The sequence below is a fragment of the Psychrobacillus sp. AK 1817 genome (genome assembly GCF_008807035.1).
Lineage (GTDB): Bacteria > Bacillota > Bacilli > Bacillales_A > Planococcaceae > Psychrobacillus > Psychrobacillus faecigallinarum.
In genome coordinates, this window is sequence record NZ_CP031739.1 from 3,740,153 (window position 1) to 3,757,334 (window position 17,182).

Genomic DNA, 17,182 nt, shown 5'->3' on the forward strand with positions numbered 1-17,182 from the left:
GTTGAATATAAAAGTGAGAAACAAATTGACGTTATTACAAAGAGAGAATAAGAAATTAATAAAACGCAGATTAAAAAAGATGAGGTGAAAAAAATCATTAAGCCAACTAAATTTAATGAAGAAACTTGTTTAGCACTTGCGATAAAACTTCTGATAAAAATAGGTGAGCTGAAAATGTATGAAGTTATAATTCAAAGGTTTATCAGTGATCGAAATTATGAAAATTTGTATAAGTTGCTATTAAGATGTCAGCATAAAGAACGTTATAAAAAACTATTAGAAAATCCGTATTGGAGAATGCCGAAAAACTTTGATGCCAAAAAATGTTTGGCACAGACATTATCACATTTACTTGAAGTAGGAGAATTGGAACACAATGAGACGGTAAATATTATTACAAATGAAAGTTATCCAGGTGTATATAAACTTTTAGACAGACAAATTCAAAGACGCATTTAGATATTTTACATATTTTCTAAGGTAAATTATTAATAGGAGGAAGAATAAAAGGTGGAGAACTACAGTAAAATTCTCAAAGAAATAACTCAATCATCTATCAATCATGGGTTTAGGAAGTTATCAAAATCTAAAGTAGACGAGAATTTAATATATGGTGATATACCGCAGGATTATAGAGATTTTTTAATGGAAGTAGGGTTTGGATCTGTAGCTGATGGATATTTTATGTTCTATGGTGGATTAATTGAAGCAGAAGAAATATATGATGTAGCCAATAATCCTGAAATAAAAAAGGTTTTATTATTCGGAGACAACTTTTCAGGTGATGCGATTGGATTTTTGCCTACGGAGAATTGGTCAATTGTTGAAATTTGGCACGAGGACTTAACAATTTTCCCAAGAGAAGAAAAGACCTTTTTAGAATTTGCAAGAAAGGTTTTCGCAAAGGAAATTTAAATTTTAGGAACAACCACTAAAAAAATATTTTGTCTATATAAAAGCTCCAGCAATGGCATGTAAATTACAACATCCGAGTAAGTGTCAAGAAATAGGTAACAGGGTAAAGATATTTAGCAACAGGAGGGGACTCAGGCAGTGAGAAGTAAGATTCTCGCAACACTTTGGGACTTTTCCGCAATGCTTTGGCTGGTTACTGCAACACTTGGGGGCTGTCTCGCAACAGTTGTCTCGCTCTGCGCAACACTTTCCCTGATATCCGCAACACTTTGTTTTCTCGCAACGCTTTGGCCGATTACTGCAACACTTTGGGGCTGTCTCGCAACAGTTGTCTCGCTCTGCGCAACACTTCCCCCTGATATCCGCAACACTTTATTTTCTCGCAATGCTTTGGCTGGTTACTGCAACACTTGGGGGCTGTCTCGCAACAGTTGTCTCGCTCTGCGCAACACTTTCACTGATATCCGCAACACTTTGTTTTCTCGCAACGCTTTGGCCGATTACTGCAACACTTCCTCGCTTCATGCAACACTTTTTTCAAAACACTTCACCTGCTGCCCACAAAACTTATTTAATAATTGTTAGAAAAGTGGATGTTTGGTCTATTTTTTTGTCTGATTGGTTAGGGAAATGATATGATACTAAGTATTAATAAAGAGGTGGTTTGATGATTAAGATTGGTTTAACTGGTTGGGGGGATCACCCAGATTTATACGTTTCGTCGCCTAAGGAGAAACTGCAAGATTATAGTGCACATTTTCCAATTGTAGAGCTTGATGCGTCCTTTTATGCGATTCAACCACAACGGAATATAGAAAAATGGATCCGAGAGACACCTGATAATTTTCAATTTATCGTAAAGGCCTATCAAGGAATAACGGGTCATCTCAGAGGAGAAAACCCTTTTAAAACGTCAGAGGAAATGTTTGAGAGCTACCGACAGATGCTTCGTCCTCTGAAGGAGGCGGGGAAGCTGGCGGTGGTACTTGTTCAATTTCCGCCTTGGTTTCAGTGTGAGAAGGACAATGTTCAATATATGAGGAGAATACGGGAAGAGCTAAAGGATTTTGAGGTGGTAATCGAGTTTCGCCATCAATCCTGGTATCTTCCAGAATATAAGGAGTCGACTATCCAATTTTTGAAGGAAAATAATTTTCATCATAGCGTTTGTGATGAGCCGCAAAATGGGGAAGGGAGTATACCTGTAGTTCCGATTGCAACTTCTGATAAAGTATTGGTTCGTCTTCACGGCAGAAACTTTTACGGATGGAAGAATCCTGGGAACAATGAAAAGTGGAGAGAGGTCCGCTATTTATATGATTATAATGAACAGGAGCTCCAATATATTCAACAGATATGTCAAACTCTATCAAAGCAGGCTTCGGAGGTGCTTGTGTTATTTAATAACAATTCAGGCGGTCATGCGGCTAAAAATGCTAAATCCTTTCAACACATGTTAGATATTGAATTTGACGGACTTGCTCCAAAGCAACTAAATCTTTTCGAAGGAGAATTTTAAATGGAGTGGTTTTTATTAGTGCTTAGCGGTCTTTTTTCCGGGGTGATAGGTGCCTTGGTAGGGCTAGGAGGCGGCGTTATTTTAGTGCCCGCAGTACTTTTTCTTGGTACTACGCTTGATTTGATACCAAATATTACACCACAAAGTGTGGTGGGTCTTTCGGTTGTCATGATGATCTTTATTGGCCTGTCTTCTACTCTATCCTATATGAAGTCTAAAACAGTAGATTTTAGAAGTGGATTTATATTTTTTATTGGCAGTATTCCGGGTACTATTTTAGGTGCTTGGGTTAATAAAGGATTAGACCTCCCATCATTTAACCTATACTTTGGTATATTACTCGTTGTCCTATCTATTCTATTGCTTGTTCGTAAGTATTTGAAGCCAGTTCAATGGTTTGTTAATCACGGTAAGCAGCGGACGTTTGAGGATGGAGAAAATACATATGTATATGGTTTTCCGATTTGGTTTGCCGTTTCCTTAACGTTTGTAATTGGCTTTGCCTCAGGGTTATTTGGAATCGGTGGAGGATCGATGATTGTACCTGCTATGATTTTGTTATTTCTTTTTCCTCCACATGTTGCAGTGGGTACTTCCATGTTTATGGTGTTTTTATCGTCTATTGTCAATTCGGCAACCCATATATCATTAGGAAATGTTCCATGGCTATATACCATACCCGTTATCCCTGCTGCATATATTGGTGCTAAGATCGGTGCAAAGCTGAACAAAAAGTTGAACTCGGAAACACTAGTAACTGCCTTACGGATAGTGTTACTGTTACTTGGAATCCGCTCCATTATTGATGGGCTATTTTAAAAGAAAATTATAAAATGGTTAAAACATATGAAAGAGGTGGAGAGGGTGAAAGAGACGATTTATATTTATCATACAAATGACTTGCACAGTCATTTGGAAAATTGGCCTTCAATCCATCACTTTCTTTCAAATAAAAGAAAGATGCATGAAAAGAAGGATTCCTATCTTATTTTAGATATCGGGGATCACGTGGATCGCTCCAATATTTATACAGAAGGAACTCTGGGGAAGGGCAATGTAAAGCTTTTAAACGAGGCAAAGTATGACTATGTGACAATTGGTAATAACGAAGGGATAACGCTTAGTCATGAGGAATTAGACTCTTTATATACAGAAGCAAATTTTGAAGTAATTGTTTCAAATTTTACTAACTTGGATGGAGAGATTCCTAATTGGGTAAAGCCTTACAAAATTCATCAAACCCCCTCTGGCATTAAAATTGGAATTGTTGCTGCCACTGCAGATTATGGCGTTTACTATGAAAAACTTGGTTGGCATGTACAGGACCCTATACCACGATTAAAAAATGTGTGTAAGGAAATTTCCTCACAAGTAGATATTCTAATATGTATGTCACATTTGGGAAAATCACAGGATGAAATTCTGATTGAACAAATACCCTCATTGGATCTTATTTTAGGCGCTCACACCCATCATTTGTTCGAGGAGGGGAAATGGTTAGGGAACACTTTGCAGGCTGCTACAGGCAAATTTGGTATGTATATTGGACGTGTAATATTAGAGTTTGATCATATTAGCAAGAAGATTGTTTCTAAAGAGGCTAAGGTATATCCGACCGACGAGCTACCCGTACCTGAATATGCAAGCCAACTCCAAATGCGTTGGGAGTATGAAGGAAAAGCCCAGCTTTCTCATACTGTATTTAATAATCCAGTAAAGCTTGAAAAAGAATGGTTTCATGAATCTGAGCTCGCTAAATTTTTTGGGAAAGGGTTGCTCGAATATACAGGTGCTGATTGTGCAATGTTCCCAGCGGGTATATTTTTAAAAGATTTACCGGAGGGACCTGTAACTGCAGGAGACTTACATCAATGTCTTCCTCATCCTATTAATCCTTGTATCATTACATTAAGTGGAGCAGATTTACTAGAGATCATTGAGCAATCAAAAAATGATAAATGGCCTCACCTCGAGGTAAAAGGATTAGGCTTTCGTGGTAAATTCTTAGGTAATGTGTTATTTGAACAAATAGTTGAAAGAGAAGATGGTGTTATCTTAATACAGGGAAGTCCGTTAATTATTCAGGACACCTACCGGCTGGCAACTTTGGATATGTTCACATTTGGATATTTCTTTCCTTCCTTTAAAACAGCAAAAAAACAATATATTATGCCAGAAACAATTCGAGACGTTGTGAAATGGTACGGAATAAAGGAAGAGCATAAGTGCAGGGCATAAAAGACCTTCTTGTTACATAAAAGTAATGAGGAGGTTTTTTCGTTGTTTTATCGAAAAAAGAAGAAACGTTATATATTTTTTAGCACTCAACGTAAATTAGCTATCTTTTTGACATGCTTTCTATTGTCGGTAGCTTGGGTGTTTTATTACATAAATGCCCAACTGACTCCAACTTATTTAGATTATGCAGAAGTACAAACTAATAAGATTGCCTCTATGGTAATTAGTAAAGCGATTAATTCACGTACGGCAAATGTGTTAGACGTAAACGATATTATTGAAGAAGTTCCTTCAGATAGTAAAAATATGGTGACGACTAAGTTTAATACGGAGATTATCAACCGAGTACTTTCTGATACAAATAGTTTAGTGCAATCTCATTTGGAGCAGGCAGAAAAAGGTAATCTTTCTAGCCTTCCCTACTTGGATGATATTGAATATGATAAGCATACGATGGAAGATCAAGGTGGGGTAGTATTCTTTGTGCCGATGGGGCAGGCTACAAATATACCTCTAATCGGAAACTTAGGGCCGAAAATTCCAATTCGTTTCCATGTAATAGGTAATGTTCAGTCCAATGTAGTGCCTACCATAACAGAGTTTGGAATAAATAATGCTTATGTAGAAATTAGTATTCATATTAAAGTAAATGTACAAATCATTGTACCGCTGGCAAGTAAGATGAGTGTAGTTGAACAAAATATCCCTGTTGCAATGGGCTTAGTACAGGGTCAGGTGCCTCATATTTACACCGGAGGAGATGGGTCTGCTGCTCCATCAGTAGAGGTGCCAATACCATTGCCGAAAGATTAAAAAAAAGGCGTTTTTTATAAAACCCTGTTAGAATAGAAAGAAATGAATAATGAATAGGTAGAGGCTGCGAGGCTTAAGAGTAATTTACAGGAGGTTGACACCGTTGATCGTAGATGAAAGGAAGCTTTGCCGAAGCTAAGTATTGATAGTCATAAGATATTTAGTTGGGGTTATTTTGAACAAAAATAACACTGTCATTTATACGCCAGTATAGATGGGGAGCTACAAATGAAGTAAGTATTTAGCTTATATTTCATAATCAAGCCAACCTATATATATTTATAGGTTGGCTTTTCGATTTTTAAGGAGGAACAGTTTTGGAGAATACTATTTTTTCGTTAGTGCCACCATTATTGGCAATTATTATGGTTTTAGTGACTAAAAGAGTTTTACTTTCATTGGGAGCGGGGATTCTTTCCGCCGCATTACTTGTAGAGAATTTTAACCCAGTACAATCTTTTCTTTTATTATGGGACTCATTTAAAGTATCCTTTTGGGATGGTGGGTTAAACGTATATAACATATATATTTTAGCTTTTATATTATTATTAGGAGTAGTAACAGCTTTCGTTAGTCTTTCCGGTGGTAGCACAGCATTTGCTGCTTGGGCTATCAAAAGAATCAAAACAAAAAGAGGATCTAAACTTTTAACTGCTTTTTTGGGGATTATCATTTTTGTGGATGATTATTTTAATGCATTAGCAGTTGGACAAATCGCAAGACCAATTACAGACTCTCACAAGGTTTCTCGTGCAAAGCTTGCTTATTTTATCGATTCCACCTCTGCACCGGTTTGTGTAGTGTCTCCAGTCTCTAGCTGGGGAGCTTTCCTAATCAGTCAGCTAGGAGTGATTTTTGCTACACATGCGGTGACTGATTATACACCGCTGGAGGCATTTGTGTTAATGGCACCGATGAACTTCTATGTAATCGCGACATTAGCATTGGTCTTTTTTACAGCATGGACTGACTTTGATTTGTTTGAGATGAAAAAGCATGAAAGACGAGCGATGGATACAGGCGTACTTTTTGACCCGGAGAAAACAAATCCTGGAGATTTAGAGGGTGATTTCCCGGAAAATAATTATGGTAAGGTGATTGATTTATTACTTCCTATTATTTCTTTAGTGGTTGTCACTTTAGGAAGTATGTTTTGGACAGGTTATAGCCTTTCAGGAAAAATTTTAGACATCTTTATAATCTTTGAACATACAGATGTACCTCTTTCGTTATTTATAGGGGGACTGACAGCTAGTATAATCGCAATGATTTTATATATGCGCCAATTTAAAACGAACCCAGAGGCAAACATGACTTACGTGTGGAAAGCAATATGGACAGGTGTTAAATCTATGCTTCCAGCTATTTTGATATTAGTGTTTGCTTGGTCGTTGTCTTATTTAATCACAGCTTTAGAAACTGGAGCATTTTTAGCTACTTTAGTTACGGAAAACAATGTACCAGTAGGTGTGATACCTGTATTAATGTTTGTGTTAACAGCATTTATGGCTTTTGCAACTGGATCATCTTGGGGTTCTTTTGGTATCTTACTTCCTATTGGAGCGAGTATCATCATGGCGATTGAGCCTCAATTATTGCTTCCAGTCTTAGCTGCTGTTTTAGCAGGAGCAGTTTTTGGAGACCATTGCTCACCAATCTCCGATACGACCATTATGTCTGCAACAGGAGCAGGTGTTAATGTAATTGACCACGTAATGACTCAGCTGCCCTATGCTATTATTAGCGCAATTATTGCAGCAGTAGGTTACTTGGTACTAGGCTTAACAAGCTCTGTCATGATAGGGTTATTAACAGTTATAATTATAATTATTTTGTTATTTGCCTTTTGGTCGATTAGAAGCAAAAGAGTGGTTCAATAGTTCTGCCCGTTGATTTTAGAAGGTTGTTTGAATTCTAATAATATGGTACATTGACATCAGTAAAGTCAGATTAATGGGAATGGGGTATGGAATCGTGACAGCGTGTAAACCGCCAAAAGAACAGCATGAACGCAAGCCTGACTGGCTAAAAATAAAGTTAAATACCAATGAGGATTACAAAGGCTTAAAAAAATTAATGCGTGAAAATAATTTAAATACAGTTTGTGAAGAAGCAAGATGTCCAAACATTCATGAATGCTGGGGATCGCGACGTACTGCGACATTCATGATTTTAGGAGCTGTGTGTACAAGAGCTTGTCGTTTTTGTGCTGTAAAAACAGGTCTTCCTAACGAGTTAGACTTAGCAGAACCAGAACGAGTAGCAGATTCAGTTGTCATTATGAATCTAAAACACGTAGTTGTAACAGCGGTAGCCCGTGATGATTTAAAGGATGGTGGTTCGGAGGTCTTTGCAGAGACAATTCGAGCAATTCGTCGAAAAAATCCTTTTACAACTATTGAAGTATTGCCTTCAGATATGGGTGGTATTGAGCAAAACATTCGTAATATAATGGATGCTAAGCCGGATATTCTAAATCATAATATTGAAACAGTACGACGTTTAACTCCAAGGGTTAGAGCGCGTGCTCAATATGACCGATCTTTAGAATTATTAAAACGTGCCAAGGAAATGCAACCGACTATTCCTACGAAGTCTTCGTTAATGCTAGGTCTAGGGGAAACATTTGAAGAAATTATCGAGGTTATGGACGACTTACGTGCTCACGATGTAGATATCATGACTATTGGGCAGTACTTACAACCAACAAAGAAACACCTTAAAGTACAAAAATATTATTCACCAGCTGAGTTTGGAGAATTACGTAAAATTGCCATGAGCAAGGGCTTCTCTCATTGTGAGGCAGGACCACTTGTAAGAAGTAGTTACCATGCGGATGAACAGGTAAATGCAGCAGCGAAGCAACGACAACTGCAAGGTGAGGAATTACTAGCTATTCAAAATAGCTAATGGATGGTGAGCGAATGATTATTGCTGAAGGTTTCACTTATGAAGTGATTGAGGATTTTCGAGAGGCTTTTAAAGAAGAAGCATTTATAGAGCGTTATAGTGAGATTTTAACGAAGTATGATTATATAATGGGCGACTGGGGCTACGGTCAGCTTCGTCTAAAGGGCTTTTTCGAGGATCGAAATCATAAAGCAACATTTGATACGAAAATTAGCACTATGAAGGATTACTTATACGAGTATTGTAACTTTGGTTGTGCTTACTTTATTGTTAAAAAAACAGGGGTAGCACCAAAAACAGTTCCACTCGAATTAGTAAAAGATAAGAAAGAAAACCTTGAGCAAGATCAGTTATGATCTGCTCAAGGTTTTTCTTTTTGTAAAAATCTATACACTATTCTACTTTAGCTCAGTAATTCTCTTAGATAATCTCTTAGCTCCGTTGCTTCAGCTTCAGATCTATTAAAAACATGCTCTAAGTAGCCTGGTTCTTCCACATCATCCGACCCAATAATAGCTGATCGATTGTATTGAATGTCCATCACAAGTACCTTACCGAAAAATCGAGAACTCTGGACAATTGCTAAATCATATCGCTGGCTTTCTCCAGTAAATCCAACGAATCTTGTTTTTGTATCTTCGACGTCATCATACAAGAAAAATCGTTCCACCCTTGACACTCCTTCCTTACCTATGAATTATGGTACTATAGAATAGAACTATATATCAACTGACCAAGAATTAGGAGGCTGTACAATGTATTTTGTGGACCGTAAAAGTATTGCAATGACATTGAAGCATATGAGAGAATTGCTTGACTTAATAGATAGTAAAAAAGATTGGAATGAAAATAGTATAACGAAGCTTGCATTAGAGCGAGTGGGACAAAATATGATTGAGTCCATTATAGATGTAGGTAACTCAATGATTGATGGCTTCATCATGAGAGATCCAGGTGGCTATGATGACATAATTGATATTTTGACTGATGAGAAAGTAATTACAGCAGAAATGGATGCGCCTTTAAAAGCTGTTATTGAAATGAGAAAAGAGCTTGTGAGACATTTCTTTTCCGTAGACCATAAGCAATTAGAAAGTGTTCTAGTGAAAAATCTCCCTTATTTACAACAGTTCCCAGAAAGAGTAGAAAATTATTTAATCAATGAGCTTGGGCCAGTTTCAGCATTTTTACCGGAGGACTCCGATGTCCGCCTATAAAGGATACTTTTTAGATTTAGATGGAACTGTATATAAGGGGCTAACGCCAATTCAGGAATCTGTAGATTTTGTACATTATTTGCAAAACAATGGAATCGAACCTTTTTTCGTTACTAACAACTCTTCTATGACTCAAAAGCAGCTACAAGCGAAGCTAGCGAAGATGGACATACATACTACTGAGGAGCAAATTATCTCTTCATCGATTGCAGCTGCTAATTACATTGCCGAGCATTATCCTGCAAAAAGCGTTTTTATGATCGGAGAGAAGGGCTTGGAGGATGCATTATGTTCTGTAGGAATTGAGCCAACGGATGACTTGGCAGAGGTTGTTGTCATGGGAATAGACCATAAAGTCAATTACGAAAAGCTCGCACAAGCTTGTTTGTCAATTAGGGCTGGAGCGGCGTTTATCTCTACAAATAGCGACCACGCTTTCCCAAGTGAAAGAGGCTATCTTCCAGGGAATGGAGCGTTCACCAAATTAGTAGAGCATTCTACAGGTGTTGAACCTATTTTTACTGGAAAGCCGCAACCGTTTATGCTTGAGTTTATTCAAAAAAAGTATGGGTTTAAAAAAGCAGAGATGGTGATGATTGGAGACAATTATCAAACAGACATATTAACCGGGATTCACATGGGAATTGATACTGCTCACGTCAATACTGGAGTTAATAGAACGGAAGAAGTTCAAATGTTCCTTCAAAAACCGACTCATTTTTTAGAAACTTTACATGACTGGATAAAATAAAACACCATTCATTGTTTGGAAGAACAATATAATAACTGTATTAAATAAGGTATTCCTGTTGAGCTTAGAACAGAGAATACCTTATTTCTTTTTCTCACTCATAAATGGAGTAATGCTATTTATGGAATGAATGTATGAAATTGATTTAATAGATTAAAATATATAAAAGGTATCGAGAGAATATCTTCTCGATACCTTTTAAAATAATGGATTTTCTTCAATGTATTTATATATTTTGGCTACAAGATCTTCGGAAGATTCACCCTCTACCACATCACCGTTCACTATGGCGAAAAGTGTTTCGGAACATAGGGAACAATAGCTAAGACAGCCATATTCTAGCACATCTAAATCAGGATCCTGTTCTAATATATCAAAAGCTTCTTGTGAACCATTTGCAAGGTTGCTTATACAAAATTCAACCATTGGATTCATAGCTGTCACCTCACTACATCGTCATGCTACTCTATTTTTTTATAAAGGTCAATTGTGAAGTTTTATTGTGAAATGTGTCACAATCATTTATAATTTGAGGAGACATTGAAACAAAAGGGAGAATATTTATGCGAAAATTAGTATTGTTAGGTGGAGGATATGGGAATATGCGCGTATTACTACGCCTATTACCAAATAATTTGCCAGATGATGTAGAACTCACATTAATAGACCGTACACCATTTCATAGTTTAAAAACAGAATTTTACGCGTTGGCAGCAGGCACATCATCTGATCATGAAATTAGAGTGGCTTTTCCAGAGAGTGACAAGTTAAAAATTACTTATGGAGAAATTGAGAAAATTGATGTAGAAAATAAACAAGTAATTCTACAAGATGAAAAAATAATTCCATACGATGATTTAGTAATTGGACTTGGCTGCGAAGATAAGTATCATAATGTTCCAGGAGCGGATGAATTTACTTATAGCATTCAAACAATTGGGCGCTCTAGAGACACATACAATAAGATTGGTGGATTACCAGCAGGTTCTGTTGTAGGAATCGTGGGGGCAGGTCTAAGTGGAATCGAGCTTGCGAGTGAGCTTCGTGAAAGTAGACCAGATTTAAAAATTAAATTATTTGACCGTAGCCCTCGAGTATTAAGAGACTTTCCAGAACGCTTAAGTAATTTTGTACAAAAATGGTTTGATACAAATGATGTAGACGTGATAAGCAATTCGAATATCACAAAAGTGGAACCAAACAAATTATATAATCATGATGAAATAATTCCGGTAGATGTTGTAGTTTGGACAGCCGGTATTCAGCCAGCTGCTCCTGTTCGTGCTTTACCTGGAGAGAAAGACAAAACTGGTCGCATCATCCTTACTCAATATCATGATCTACCAAGTTACGATAATGTCTTTGTAGTTGGTGATTGTGCATCCTTGCCGTTTGCTCCAAGTGCACAGCTAGCAGAGGAACAGGCAGAGCAGATTGTGAAAGTACTGCAAGCACGCTGGAAGGGTCAGCCACTACCAGAAAAAATGCCAGATATTAAGCTTAAAGGCTTTATGGGATCTCTAGGTAAAAAGCAAGGCTTTGCTTATTTGGCAGATATCTCTGTTACTGGACGTATTGCAAGATTGATGAAATCAGGTTTACTTTGGATGTATAAACGCCATAACGGATAAATTAAAAAAGCTTGGAAACGTGGAGTTAAACGCGTTCCCAAGCTTTTTATTTTTTTATAAAATGCTTTCTCTGGGAAAAAGCATTTTACTTAATAAGCTTATTTGAGTACTTTTTGAAATGATACTTAACGTTATTCTGCTATATAACCGTACTTTTCGAGGGCAGAGAATACAGGCTTTAACTGAATATAACCTTCCCCTATAACTTCCTCGTTTATCATTATTAATGGGTAGAAAAACTCATCATTTGCAATTTGATTGGCAATTGACAGTTGTTTTTCGTCTTCTATTGGCTTTTCTATATCAATATATAAAAATGTTATTTGATGTCCAGGAAATTTTCTGGTAATTGCAGCTTCTAACCATTCATACGTGTCCTTAGAAGAAGGAGCATTCACACAGCTTGCACATACTATATCGGCACCGTAAATTTCAACAGTGAGTTTTTCTTGTGCCATAAAATACTTGTCCCCTTTAACTTATATATTATTTTACCCATCTATATTATAAAGGGGATACGGAAATACTGTCAAAAAGCGAATATCCTTTAAATGATAGAGTTTTAATATGATAGCTTTAGTCATGATTGTTTCATGCACTAACGGTTGTTGATTTAGTTAGTCTGAAAGTCCAGGAATGCAAATCAACTAAAAGGTGGTAATACGAAGAAAGCCTCTACGTCGAATTTTTATGATACAATACTAATCAAATAGAATAATTTCCTTCGGGGTAGGGTGAAATTCCCAATCGACGGTGTTGAGATTATATCTCTAAGCCCGTGAGCCGCTTTTAGTGTGCAGGATTTGGTGCGAGTCCAAAGCCGACAGTTATAGTCTGGATGGGAGAAGGAGTAAGCAAAACATTTTAAAATGGCAATTTTAAAATGTATTTTTTGCTATGCACTTTCATCCCATCACAACCGTGTTGGGAATTTTTTTATTTTATAACAATTTTATATTATTCCTTCGGGGTCGGGTGAAATTCCCAATCGACGGTGTTGAGATTGTATCTCTAAGCCCGTGAGCCACTTTTAGTGTGCAGGATTTGGTGCAAGTCCAAAGCCGACAGTTATAGTCTGGATGGGAGAAGGAAGCAACGCAAGTAGACTTTTGAAAATACATATTCACTAGTCTTATTTGACGAAGCCAAATTTACCTCTCATCGAAACTCCGACAAAAAATGTTCGGGGTTTTTTATTTTGAGAAAGAGGTGACGAAGATGTTTACAGGGATTGTTGAGGAGCTAGGGACAGTTCAGCAGATGAATATGTCTACTCAATCGATGGAAATTTCCATTGGAGCTAGCAAAATTTTAGAAGATGTACAGCTTGGCGATAGCATTGCTGTAAATGGTGTGTGTCTAACTGTTAAAAAGTTTGCGAATGATCTGTTTGTGGCAGATGTGATGCCTGAAACGGTTAAATCGACAAGCTTACAGCAACTTAAAAAAGGTTCAACAGTGAATTTAGAAAGAGCAATATCCGCGAATGGCAGATTCGGAGGTCATATTGTTTCTGGACATGTCGATGGTGTTGCAACGATTCTTCGAAAGAGACCAGCTTCCAATGCAGTATATATAGACTTAGCAATGCCAAAAGAATTGCTTTTTAACTGTTTAATGAAGGGCTCAATCACCATTGATGGTACAAGCCTGACGATTTTTAATGTAACAGATTCTATAATTACTGTTTCTTTAATACCACATACATTCAAGGAAACGGTGCTTGGCTTAAAACAGACTGGAGAAATTGTCAATATTGAAACGGATTTAATTGGCAAGTATGTAGTAAAGCATCTAGCCAATCAAAATACAGGAAAAGTGACTGTTGATTTCTTACAAAAAGCCGGATTCTAAAGGAGTGGAATGAAATGAATACTATAGACGAAGCAATCGTTGCATTAAAGCAAGGTGAAATCATCATTGTAGTCGATGATGAAAATCGAGAAAATGAAGGTGATTTTGTCGTAATAGGTGAGTATGCAACACCTGAAAACATTAATTTTATGGCAGTGCATGGTCGTGGCTTAATATGCACACCCATTTCGAATGAAATTGCAGAAAGATTGTCATTAGACCCAATGGTAAATAAGAGCACGGATTCACATCAAACAGCCTTTACCATTAGTATTGATCATAAATCAACAACAACAGGCATTAGTGCATTTGAACGATCTTATACAATTCTTGCACTATTAAATAATCAAGCTGTAGCAACAGATTTCAACCGTCCAGGACATGTATTCCCTCTTATCGCAAAAAAAGGGGGAGTTATAGAGCGTCGTGGTCATACAGAAGCAGGTGTAGAACTAGCTAAATTATGTGGTTCAAAAGAAGTCGCTGTTATTTGTGAGATTATGAACGAGGACGGTACGATGGCACGCATGCCACAACTTGAAAAAATTGCAGAAAAATTTCAAATGAAGTTTATTACGATAGAAGATTTAGTGAAATACACAGAAGCGAATTATAAAGCTTACGTAAAAGGAGAATGAGCATGGGACAAATTCTTGAGGCACAGCTAGTCGGTACAGATTTAAAAATAGGAATTGTAGTAGGAAGATTTAATGAGTTTATTAATGACAAATTATTAAGCGGTGCACTAGACGGTTTAAAACGTCACGGAGTTGAGGAAGGAAATATTGATATCGCTTGGGTGCCAGGAGCATTTGAAGTACCATTTATCGCAAAGAAAATGGCAAGTACGAAAAACTACGATGCAATAATCGGCTTAGGTACTGTAATACGTGGATCTACTACGCACTATGACTATGTATGTAATGAAGCAGCAAAAGGCATTGCAAAAGCAGGCCTAGATACGGGTATACCTGTTATTTTTGGTATAGTGACAACGGAAAATATTGAACAAGCAATTGAACGTGCAGGAACAAAAGCTGGAAACAAAGGCTATGACAGTGCGGTTTCTGCAATTGAAATGGCGAATTTAAATCGTTTATTTTAAGAAAAGAGAATCGATACACATGACATTGAATATAATATAATTGGTTGGCTGTGAATACTGGCAAAGTGCTATTTATGAAATTAACCGACAAATCTTTAAGCAATTCTTATTGAGAATTACCTATTCTCACTTTTCCAATAGTATATTTAAAGCACCTCTGAAACATGTACTGGTTTATTTGTACATGTACAGAGATGCTTACGTTTTCAGTGAATTAGCCTAAGTTATTTACTAGATTGAGGGAAACTTGTAAATTGTATAGACGCCATCCTTAAGAGGAGCTGCTGTTAAACAGCTATAAGACTACGAACGGTAAGTTGTCCAAGATATCTGCCGGGATTTGCAGAATATCCTATTACTGTTGGGGAAGTAACAGTAGCATTGATGACAATACGACCTGTATTTCCTAATAAACCAACTGCTAAAAGAGCATCTCCTGATGCAATTGCTACGTCCTGAGAGCTACCAGAGTTAGCATCGGTAAATAAAGGAATAGTTGCTATAACAATTCCTAAAAGATTTACTACCTCTAAAGTTGCAGTTACTGAGACAGTCTCGTTACCTGCATACGCATAAAACGTGCTAAGTGGCAAAGCAAGTCCTAGAATTGGTAAAGTTCCAATGTCGAAAATGCTTTGGAATGTAACCGTTTGGTTGGATGCTGTATTCGGTGACCAGATATAAGCGCTGCTGCCATCAATTAAAGGAGACAACATAGCTGGTGCGGTTGGTACTGCTGGTGTTGGAAGAGTACCTGGTAAAGCAGCTGTATCAGCAATGACTTGAGTATTTGCTGGAGTTGTAAATGCTTGTAAGGTTAAAACCATAAAAAAACACCTCCTCGAAGTTTATTGCCAACAAATGGCATACTGTAACATATGAACTTTTAGTAGAGGAAGCTAGTCTAATAGACTAGAATTGAAAATAAATTTATTTTGGAAAGATATATTGGGGAATAAAAGCCTGAAATAACACGATTCTCGCTTTTTATTATTAATATTAAGTAAATAGTCTATATACAAATCATCTTAAAAATGATTTTTATCTTAAAATAAAACAGGGTAAATAATATTTTAGGAATCTTAGGGAATACTCTTATCACGGTGTGTTTTGTGGGGAGTAAACACTTCCATTTAACCAACAATTATTCTATAATGATTATAGCGAAAGGAGTCGACATATATGACTGATACAATTAACGAACAAGTACAAGAAGTTTTAGATAAATTGCGTCCATTCTTACTACGTGACGGCGGAGACTGCGAGCTTGTTGACGTTGAAGATGGTATTGTAAAATTACGCCTTTTAGGAGCATGCGGGAGCTGCCCAAGTTCTACTATCACGTTAAAAGCTGGTATTGAACGCGCTTTATTAGAGGAAGTACCTGGAATAGTAGAAGTAGAACAAGTATTTTAATACTAACAGATATAAAAAAGAAGCCTGAATGAGGCTTCTTTTTTTCACCCTCGCATTTCCTGCCAACGCTCTTTTGCCATTTCAATTAGCTTGGGTTCTATAGAGGTACTTTGTTTTTCGATTACTTTGGAAAAATAACGCGTTGCTAATTCTCGGTCACCTATTCTTCTAGAAAGCTCTGCTATCATATATATAATTCGTGTCTCGGACATTTGAGTTCCATTGTAATCTTCGCTAGAATAGGAGTCTGAGTAACGATCTCTGGCTATTTCTAGAAATCTATTTTCATCTTCTTTGTTTTCCATCATGCGGTAGAGCCAAGCAGTACGAAGTGCTAAGCCAGCAATAGAGACAAATTTTTCTTTTTTTAACGTTCCACACAGTATGCCTAATTTATATGTAGTGATCCCGTCTTGTGTCGTTCGGACGTCGCCATAGGAACGTGGTATCCAATTAGTCGATATTTTCTCTTTAATGATTTCTTTAAGTCCAGGTGCAAAATACTTAGTAAAGTCATCGGTAAAAGAAAAGCCACAATGCTCACATACAAATACATTATATAATAACGGGTTTATTTCTTTATTTTGATATATTGGTTGAAAGTCTGTTTCATGAGATTCGACTTTTATAAATTTTGAACGTATCTTGGTTGATTTAAATTTGTTTTTACAATGTAAGCATTCGATATCTTTTTGGTAATATGGAGGTATTTCCATTTTATCTTCTCCTTATTCTCGTTCTTGGTTTTATTATACTGTAAAAATATTTCGAAAGCGAGGTAACTTAAGTAGTTTTCCTTGTATAGATTGTGAT

21 protein-coding genes, 1 pseudogene and 3 riboswitches are annotated in these 17,182 nt (G+C 36.8%); of the genes and pseudogenes, 17 read left to right on the top strand and 5 right to left on the bottom strand.

The genetic code is table 11. The annotated features are described in order from the left end of the window. The first annotated feature begins 84 nt into the window (after positions 1 to 84). The 10 genes from D0S48_RS18655 to D0S48_RS18700 all read left to right on the top strand — a co-directional run bounded on the left by D0S48_RS18655 (position 85) and on the right by D0S48_RS18700 (position 8,751). Entirely contained in the window at positions 85 to 459 is a 375-nt protein-coding gene (locus tag D0S48_RS18655; RefSeq protein WP_151113308.1) for a hypothetical protein, read from the top strand. 51 nt (positions 460 to 510) lie between these two features. Then, entirely contained in the window at positions 511 to 915 is a 405-nt protein-coding gene (locus tag D0S48_RS18660) for an SMI1/KNR4 family protein (protein WP_225321650.1), read from the top strand. 138 nt (positions 916 to 1,053) lie between these two features. After that, on the top strand, positions 1,054 to 1,500 hold the full coding sequence (locus D0S48_RS18665; RefSeq protein WP_151113310.1) for a hypothetical protein: 447 nt from the start codon (positions 1,054 to 1,056) through the stop codon (positions 1,498 to 1,500). 82 nt (positions 1,501 to 1,582) lie between these two features. Next, positions 1,583 to 2,434: a DUF72 domain-containing protein gene (locus D0S48_RS18670; protein ID WP_151113312.1), complete on the top strand. Its 852-nt coding sequence runs from the start codon at positions 1,583 to 1,585 to the stop codon at positions 2,432 to 2,434. Beyond that, positions 2,435 to 3,253 (top strand): sulfite exporter TauE/SafE family protein, encoded by an 819-nt coding sequence (locus tag D0S48_RS18675; protein ID WP_151113314.1) that lies wholly within the window; start codon positions 2,435 to 2,437, stop codon positions 3,251 to 3,253. A 45-nt stretch (positions 3,254 to 3,298) separates the two neighbouring features. Next, a complete protein-coding gene (locus D0S48_RS18680) occupies positions 3,299 to 4,672 on the top strand; it encodes a bifunctional metallophosphatase/5'-nucleotidase (RefSeq protein WP_151113317.1) in 1,374 nt (457 codons plus the stop codon). A 42-nt stretch (positions 4,673 to 4,714) separates the two neighbouring features. Beyond that, positions 4,715 to 5,485, top strand: coding sequence for a sporulation protein YunB (gene yunB, locus D0S48_RS18685; RefSeq protein ID WP_151113319.1), 771 nt, complete (start codon positions 4,715 to 4,717; stop codon positions 5,483 to 5,485). Positions 5,486 to 5,535: 50 nt separating this feature from the next. Next, positions 5,536 to 5,718, top strand: a riboswitch (Lysine riboswitch). A gap of 84 nt (positions 5,719 to 5,802) precedes the next feature. Beyond that, positions 5,803 to 7,365 carry a Na+/H+ antiporter NhaC family protein gene (locus D0S48_RS18690; protein ID WP_151113321.1) on the top strand — a complete coding sequence of 521 codons (1,563 nt, stop codon included), beginning with the start codon at positions 5,803 to 5,805 and terminating at the stop codon, positions 7,363 to 7,365. Positions 7,366 to 7,459: 94 nt separating this feature from the next. Continuing rightward, a complete protein-coding gene (gene lipA / locus D0S48_RS18695) occupies positions 7,460 to 8,395 on the top strand; it encodes a lipoyl synthase (RefSeq protein WP_144538641.1) in 936 nt (311 codons plus the stop codon). Positions 8,396 to 8,409: 14 nt separating this feature from the next. Then, positions 8,410 to 8,751: a YutD family protein gene (locus tag D0S48_RS18700; protein ID WP_144538640.1), complete on the top strand. Its 342-nt coding sequence runs from the start codon at positions 8,410 to 8,412 to the stop codon at positions 8,749 to 8,751. A 47-nt stretch (positions 8,752 to 8,798) separates the two neighbouring features. Here the strand turns inward: D0S48_RS18700 and D0S48_RS18705 are convergent, their stop codons facing one another. Beyond that, the gene (locus tag D0S48_RS18705; protein WP_144538639.1) at positions 8,799 to 9,065 is read right to left on the bottom strand and encodes a DUF3055 domain-containing protein; all 267 of its coding nucleotides are present in this window, start codon (positions 9,063 to 9,065) and stop codon (positions 8,799 to 8,801) included. A gap of 85 nt (positions 9,066 to 9,150) precedes the next feature. On the opposite strand from D0S48_RS18705, the gene D0S48_RS18710 reads away from it, so the two are divergent. Together D0S48_RS18710 and D0S48_RS18715 are read left to right on the top strand one after the other, a co-directional pair. Further along, a complete protein-coding gene (locus D0S48_RS18710) occupies positions 9,151 to 9,612 on the top strand; it encodes a DUF86 domain-containing protein (protein ID WP_151113323.1) in 462 nt (153 codons plus the stop codon). Beyond that, entirely contained in the window at positions 9,599 to 10,363 is a 765-nt protein-coding gene (locus tag D0S48_RS18715; RefSeq protein WP_151113325.1) for a TIGR01457 family HAD-type hydrolase, read from the top strand. Before D0S48_RS18710 ends, D0S48_RS18715 begins: the two co-directional genes overlap by 14 nt. A gap of 198 nt (positions 10,364 to 10,561) precedes the next feature. Here D0S48_RS18715 and D0S48_RS18720 read toward each other — a convergent pair whose 3' ends face one another. Next, a complete protein-coding gene (locus D0S48_RS18720) occupies positions 10,562 to 10,798 on the bottom strand; it encodes a YuzB family protein (protein ID WP_144538636.1) in 237 nt (78 codons plus the stop codon). Positions 10,799 to 10,926: 128 nt separating this feature from the next. Between D0S48_RS18720 and D0S48_RS18725 the strand changes: the two genes are divergently transcribed. Next, positions 10,927 to 11,994, top strand: a complete 1,068-nt coding sequence (locus D0S48_RS18725; protein ID WP_144538635.1) for an NAD(P)/FAD-dependent oxidoreductase — start codon at positions 10,927 to 10,929, stop codon at positions 11,992 to 11,994. 131 nt (positions 11,995 to 12,125) lie between these two features. Here D0S48_RS18725 and D0S48_RS18730 read toward each other — a convergent pair whose 3' ends face one another. Next, entirely contained in the window at positions 12,126 to 12,452 is a 327-nt protein-coding gene (locus tag D0S48_RS18730) for a YuzD family protein (RefSeq protein ID WP_144538634.1), read from the bottom strand. Between the two features lie 258 nt (positions 12,453 to 12,710). Beyond that, a riboswitch (FMN riboswitch) is annotated at positions 12,711 to 12,848 on the top strand. A gap of 103 nt (positions 12,849 to 12,951) precedes the next feature. Next, positions 12,952 to 13,089: riboswitch (FMN riboswitch) on the top strand. Between the two features lie 123 nt (positions 13,090 to 13,212). Between D0S48_RS18730 and ribE (D0S48_RS18735) the strand changes: the two genes are divergently transcribed. The 3 genes and pseudogenes from ribE (D0S48_RS18735) to ribE (D0S48_RS18745) all read left to right on the top strand — a co-directional run bounded on the left by ribE (D0S48_RS18735) (position 13,213) and on the right by ribE (D0S48_RS18745) (position 14,953). Next, complete coding sequence (gene ribE, locus D0S48_RS18735) at positions 13,213 to 13,848, top strand: riboflavin synthase (protein ID WP_151113327.1); 636 nt, start codon at positions 13,213 to 13,215, stop codon at positions 13,846 to 13,848. 14 nt (positions 13,849 to 13,862) lie between these two features. Then, positions 13,863 to 14,447, top strand: a pseudogene (gene ribB, locus D0S48_RS18740) (3,4-dihydroxy-2-butanone-4-phosphate synthase); the annotation flags it as partial. 41 nt (positions 14,448 to 14,488) lie between these two features. Next, positions 14,489 to 14,953, top strand: coding sequence for a 6,7-dimethyl-8-ribityllumazine synthase (gene ribE / locus D0S48_RS18745; RefSeq protein WP_151113331.1), 465 nt, complete (start codon positions 14,489 to 14,491; stop codon positions 14,951 to 14,953). A gap of 287 nt (positions 14,954 to 15,240) precedes the next feature. On the opposite strand, the gene D0S48_RS18750 is transcribed toward ribE (D0S48_RS18745), so the two are convergent. Continuing rightward, on the bottom strand, positions 15,241 to 15,780 hold the full coding sequence (locus tag D0S48_RS18750; RefSeq protein WP_151113333.1) for a hypothetical protein: 540 nt from the start codon (positions 15,778 to 15,780) through the stop codon (positions 15,241 to 15,243). Between the two features lie 355 nt (positions 15,781 to 16,135). On the opposite strand from D0S48_RS18750, the gene D0S48_RS18755 reads away from it, so the two are divergent. After that, positions 16,136 to 16,369, top strand: coding sequence for a NifU family protein (locus tag D0S48_RS18755; RefSeq protein ID WP_144538629.1), 234 nt, complete (start codon positions 16,136 to 16,138; stop codon positions 16,367 to 16,369). Positions 16,370 to 16,413: 44 nt separating this feature from the next. Here D0S48_RS18755 and D0S48_RS18760 read toward each other — a convergent pair whose 3' ends face one another. Then, positions 16,414 to 17,085 carry a DUF2225 domain-containing protein gene (locus D0S48_RS18760; protein WP_151113335.1) on the bottom strand — a complete coding sequence of 224 codons (672 nt, stop codon included), beginning with the start codon at positions 17,083 to 17,085 and terminating at the stop codon, positions 16,414 to 16,416. Positions 17,086 to 17,182: the final 97 nt, after the last annotated feature.

Coding starts and splice junctions, on each gene's coding strand:
- ribE (WP_151113327.1), top strand. CDS start 13,213: ATGTTTACAGGGATTGTTGAGGAGCTAGGGACAGTTCAGCAGATGAAT.
- D0S48_RS18750 (WP_151113333.1), bottom strand. CDS start 15,780: ATGGTTTTAACCTTACAAGCATTTACAACTCCAGCAAATACTCAAGTC.
- ribE (WP_151113331.1), top strand. CDS start 14,489: ATGGGACAAATTCTTGAGGCACAGCTAGTCGGTACAGATTTAAAAATA.
- D0S48_RS18715 (WP_151113325.1), top strand. CDS start 9,599: ATGTCCGCCTATAAAGGATACTTTTTAGATTTAGATGGAACTGTATAT.
- D0S48_RS18725 (WP_144538635.1), top strand. CDS start 10,927: ATGCGAAAATTAGTATTGTTAGGTGGAGGATATGGGAATATGCGCGTA.
- D0S48_RS18760 (WP_151113335.1), bottom strand. CDS start 17,085: ATGGAAATACCTCCATATTACCAAAAAGATATCGAATGCTTACATTGT.
- D0S48_RS18700 (WP_144538640.1), top strand. CDS start 8,410: ATGATTATTGCTGAAGGTTTCACTTATGAAGTGATTGAGGATTTTCGA.
- D0S48_RS18670 (WP_151113312.1), top strand. CDS start 1,583: ATGATTAAGATTGGTTTAACTGGTTGGGGGGATCACCCAGATTTATAC.
- D0S48_RS18755 (WP_144538629.1), top strand. CDS start 16,136: ATGACTGATACAATTAACGAACAAGTACAAGAAGTTTTAGATAAATTG.
- D0S48_RS18675 (WP_151113314.1), top strand. CDS start 2,435: ATGGAGTGGTTTTTATTAGTGCTTAGCGGTCTTTTTTCCGGGGTGATA.
- D0S48_RS18720 (WP_144538636.1), bottom strand. CDS start 10,798: ATGAATCCAATGGTTGAATTTTGTATAAGCAACCTTGCAAATGGTTCA.
- D0S48_RS18710 (WP_151113323.1), top strand. CDS start 9,151: ATGTATTTTGTGGACCGTAAAAGTATTGCAATGACATTGAAGCATATG.
- D0S48_RS18730 (WP_144538634.1), bottom strand. CDS start 12,452: ATGGCACAAGAAAAACTCACTGTTGAAATTTACGGTGCCGATATAGTA.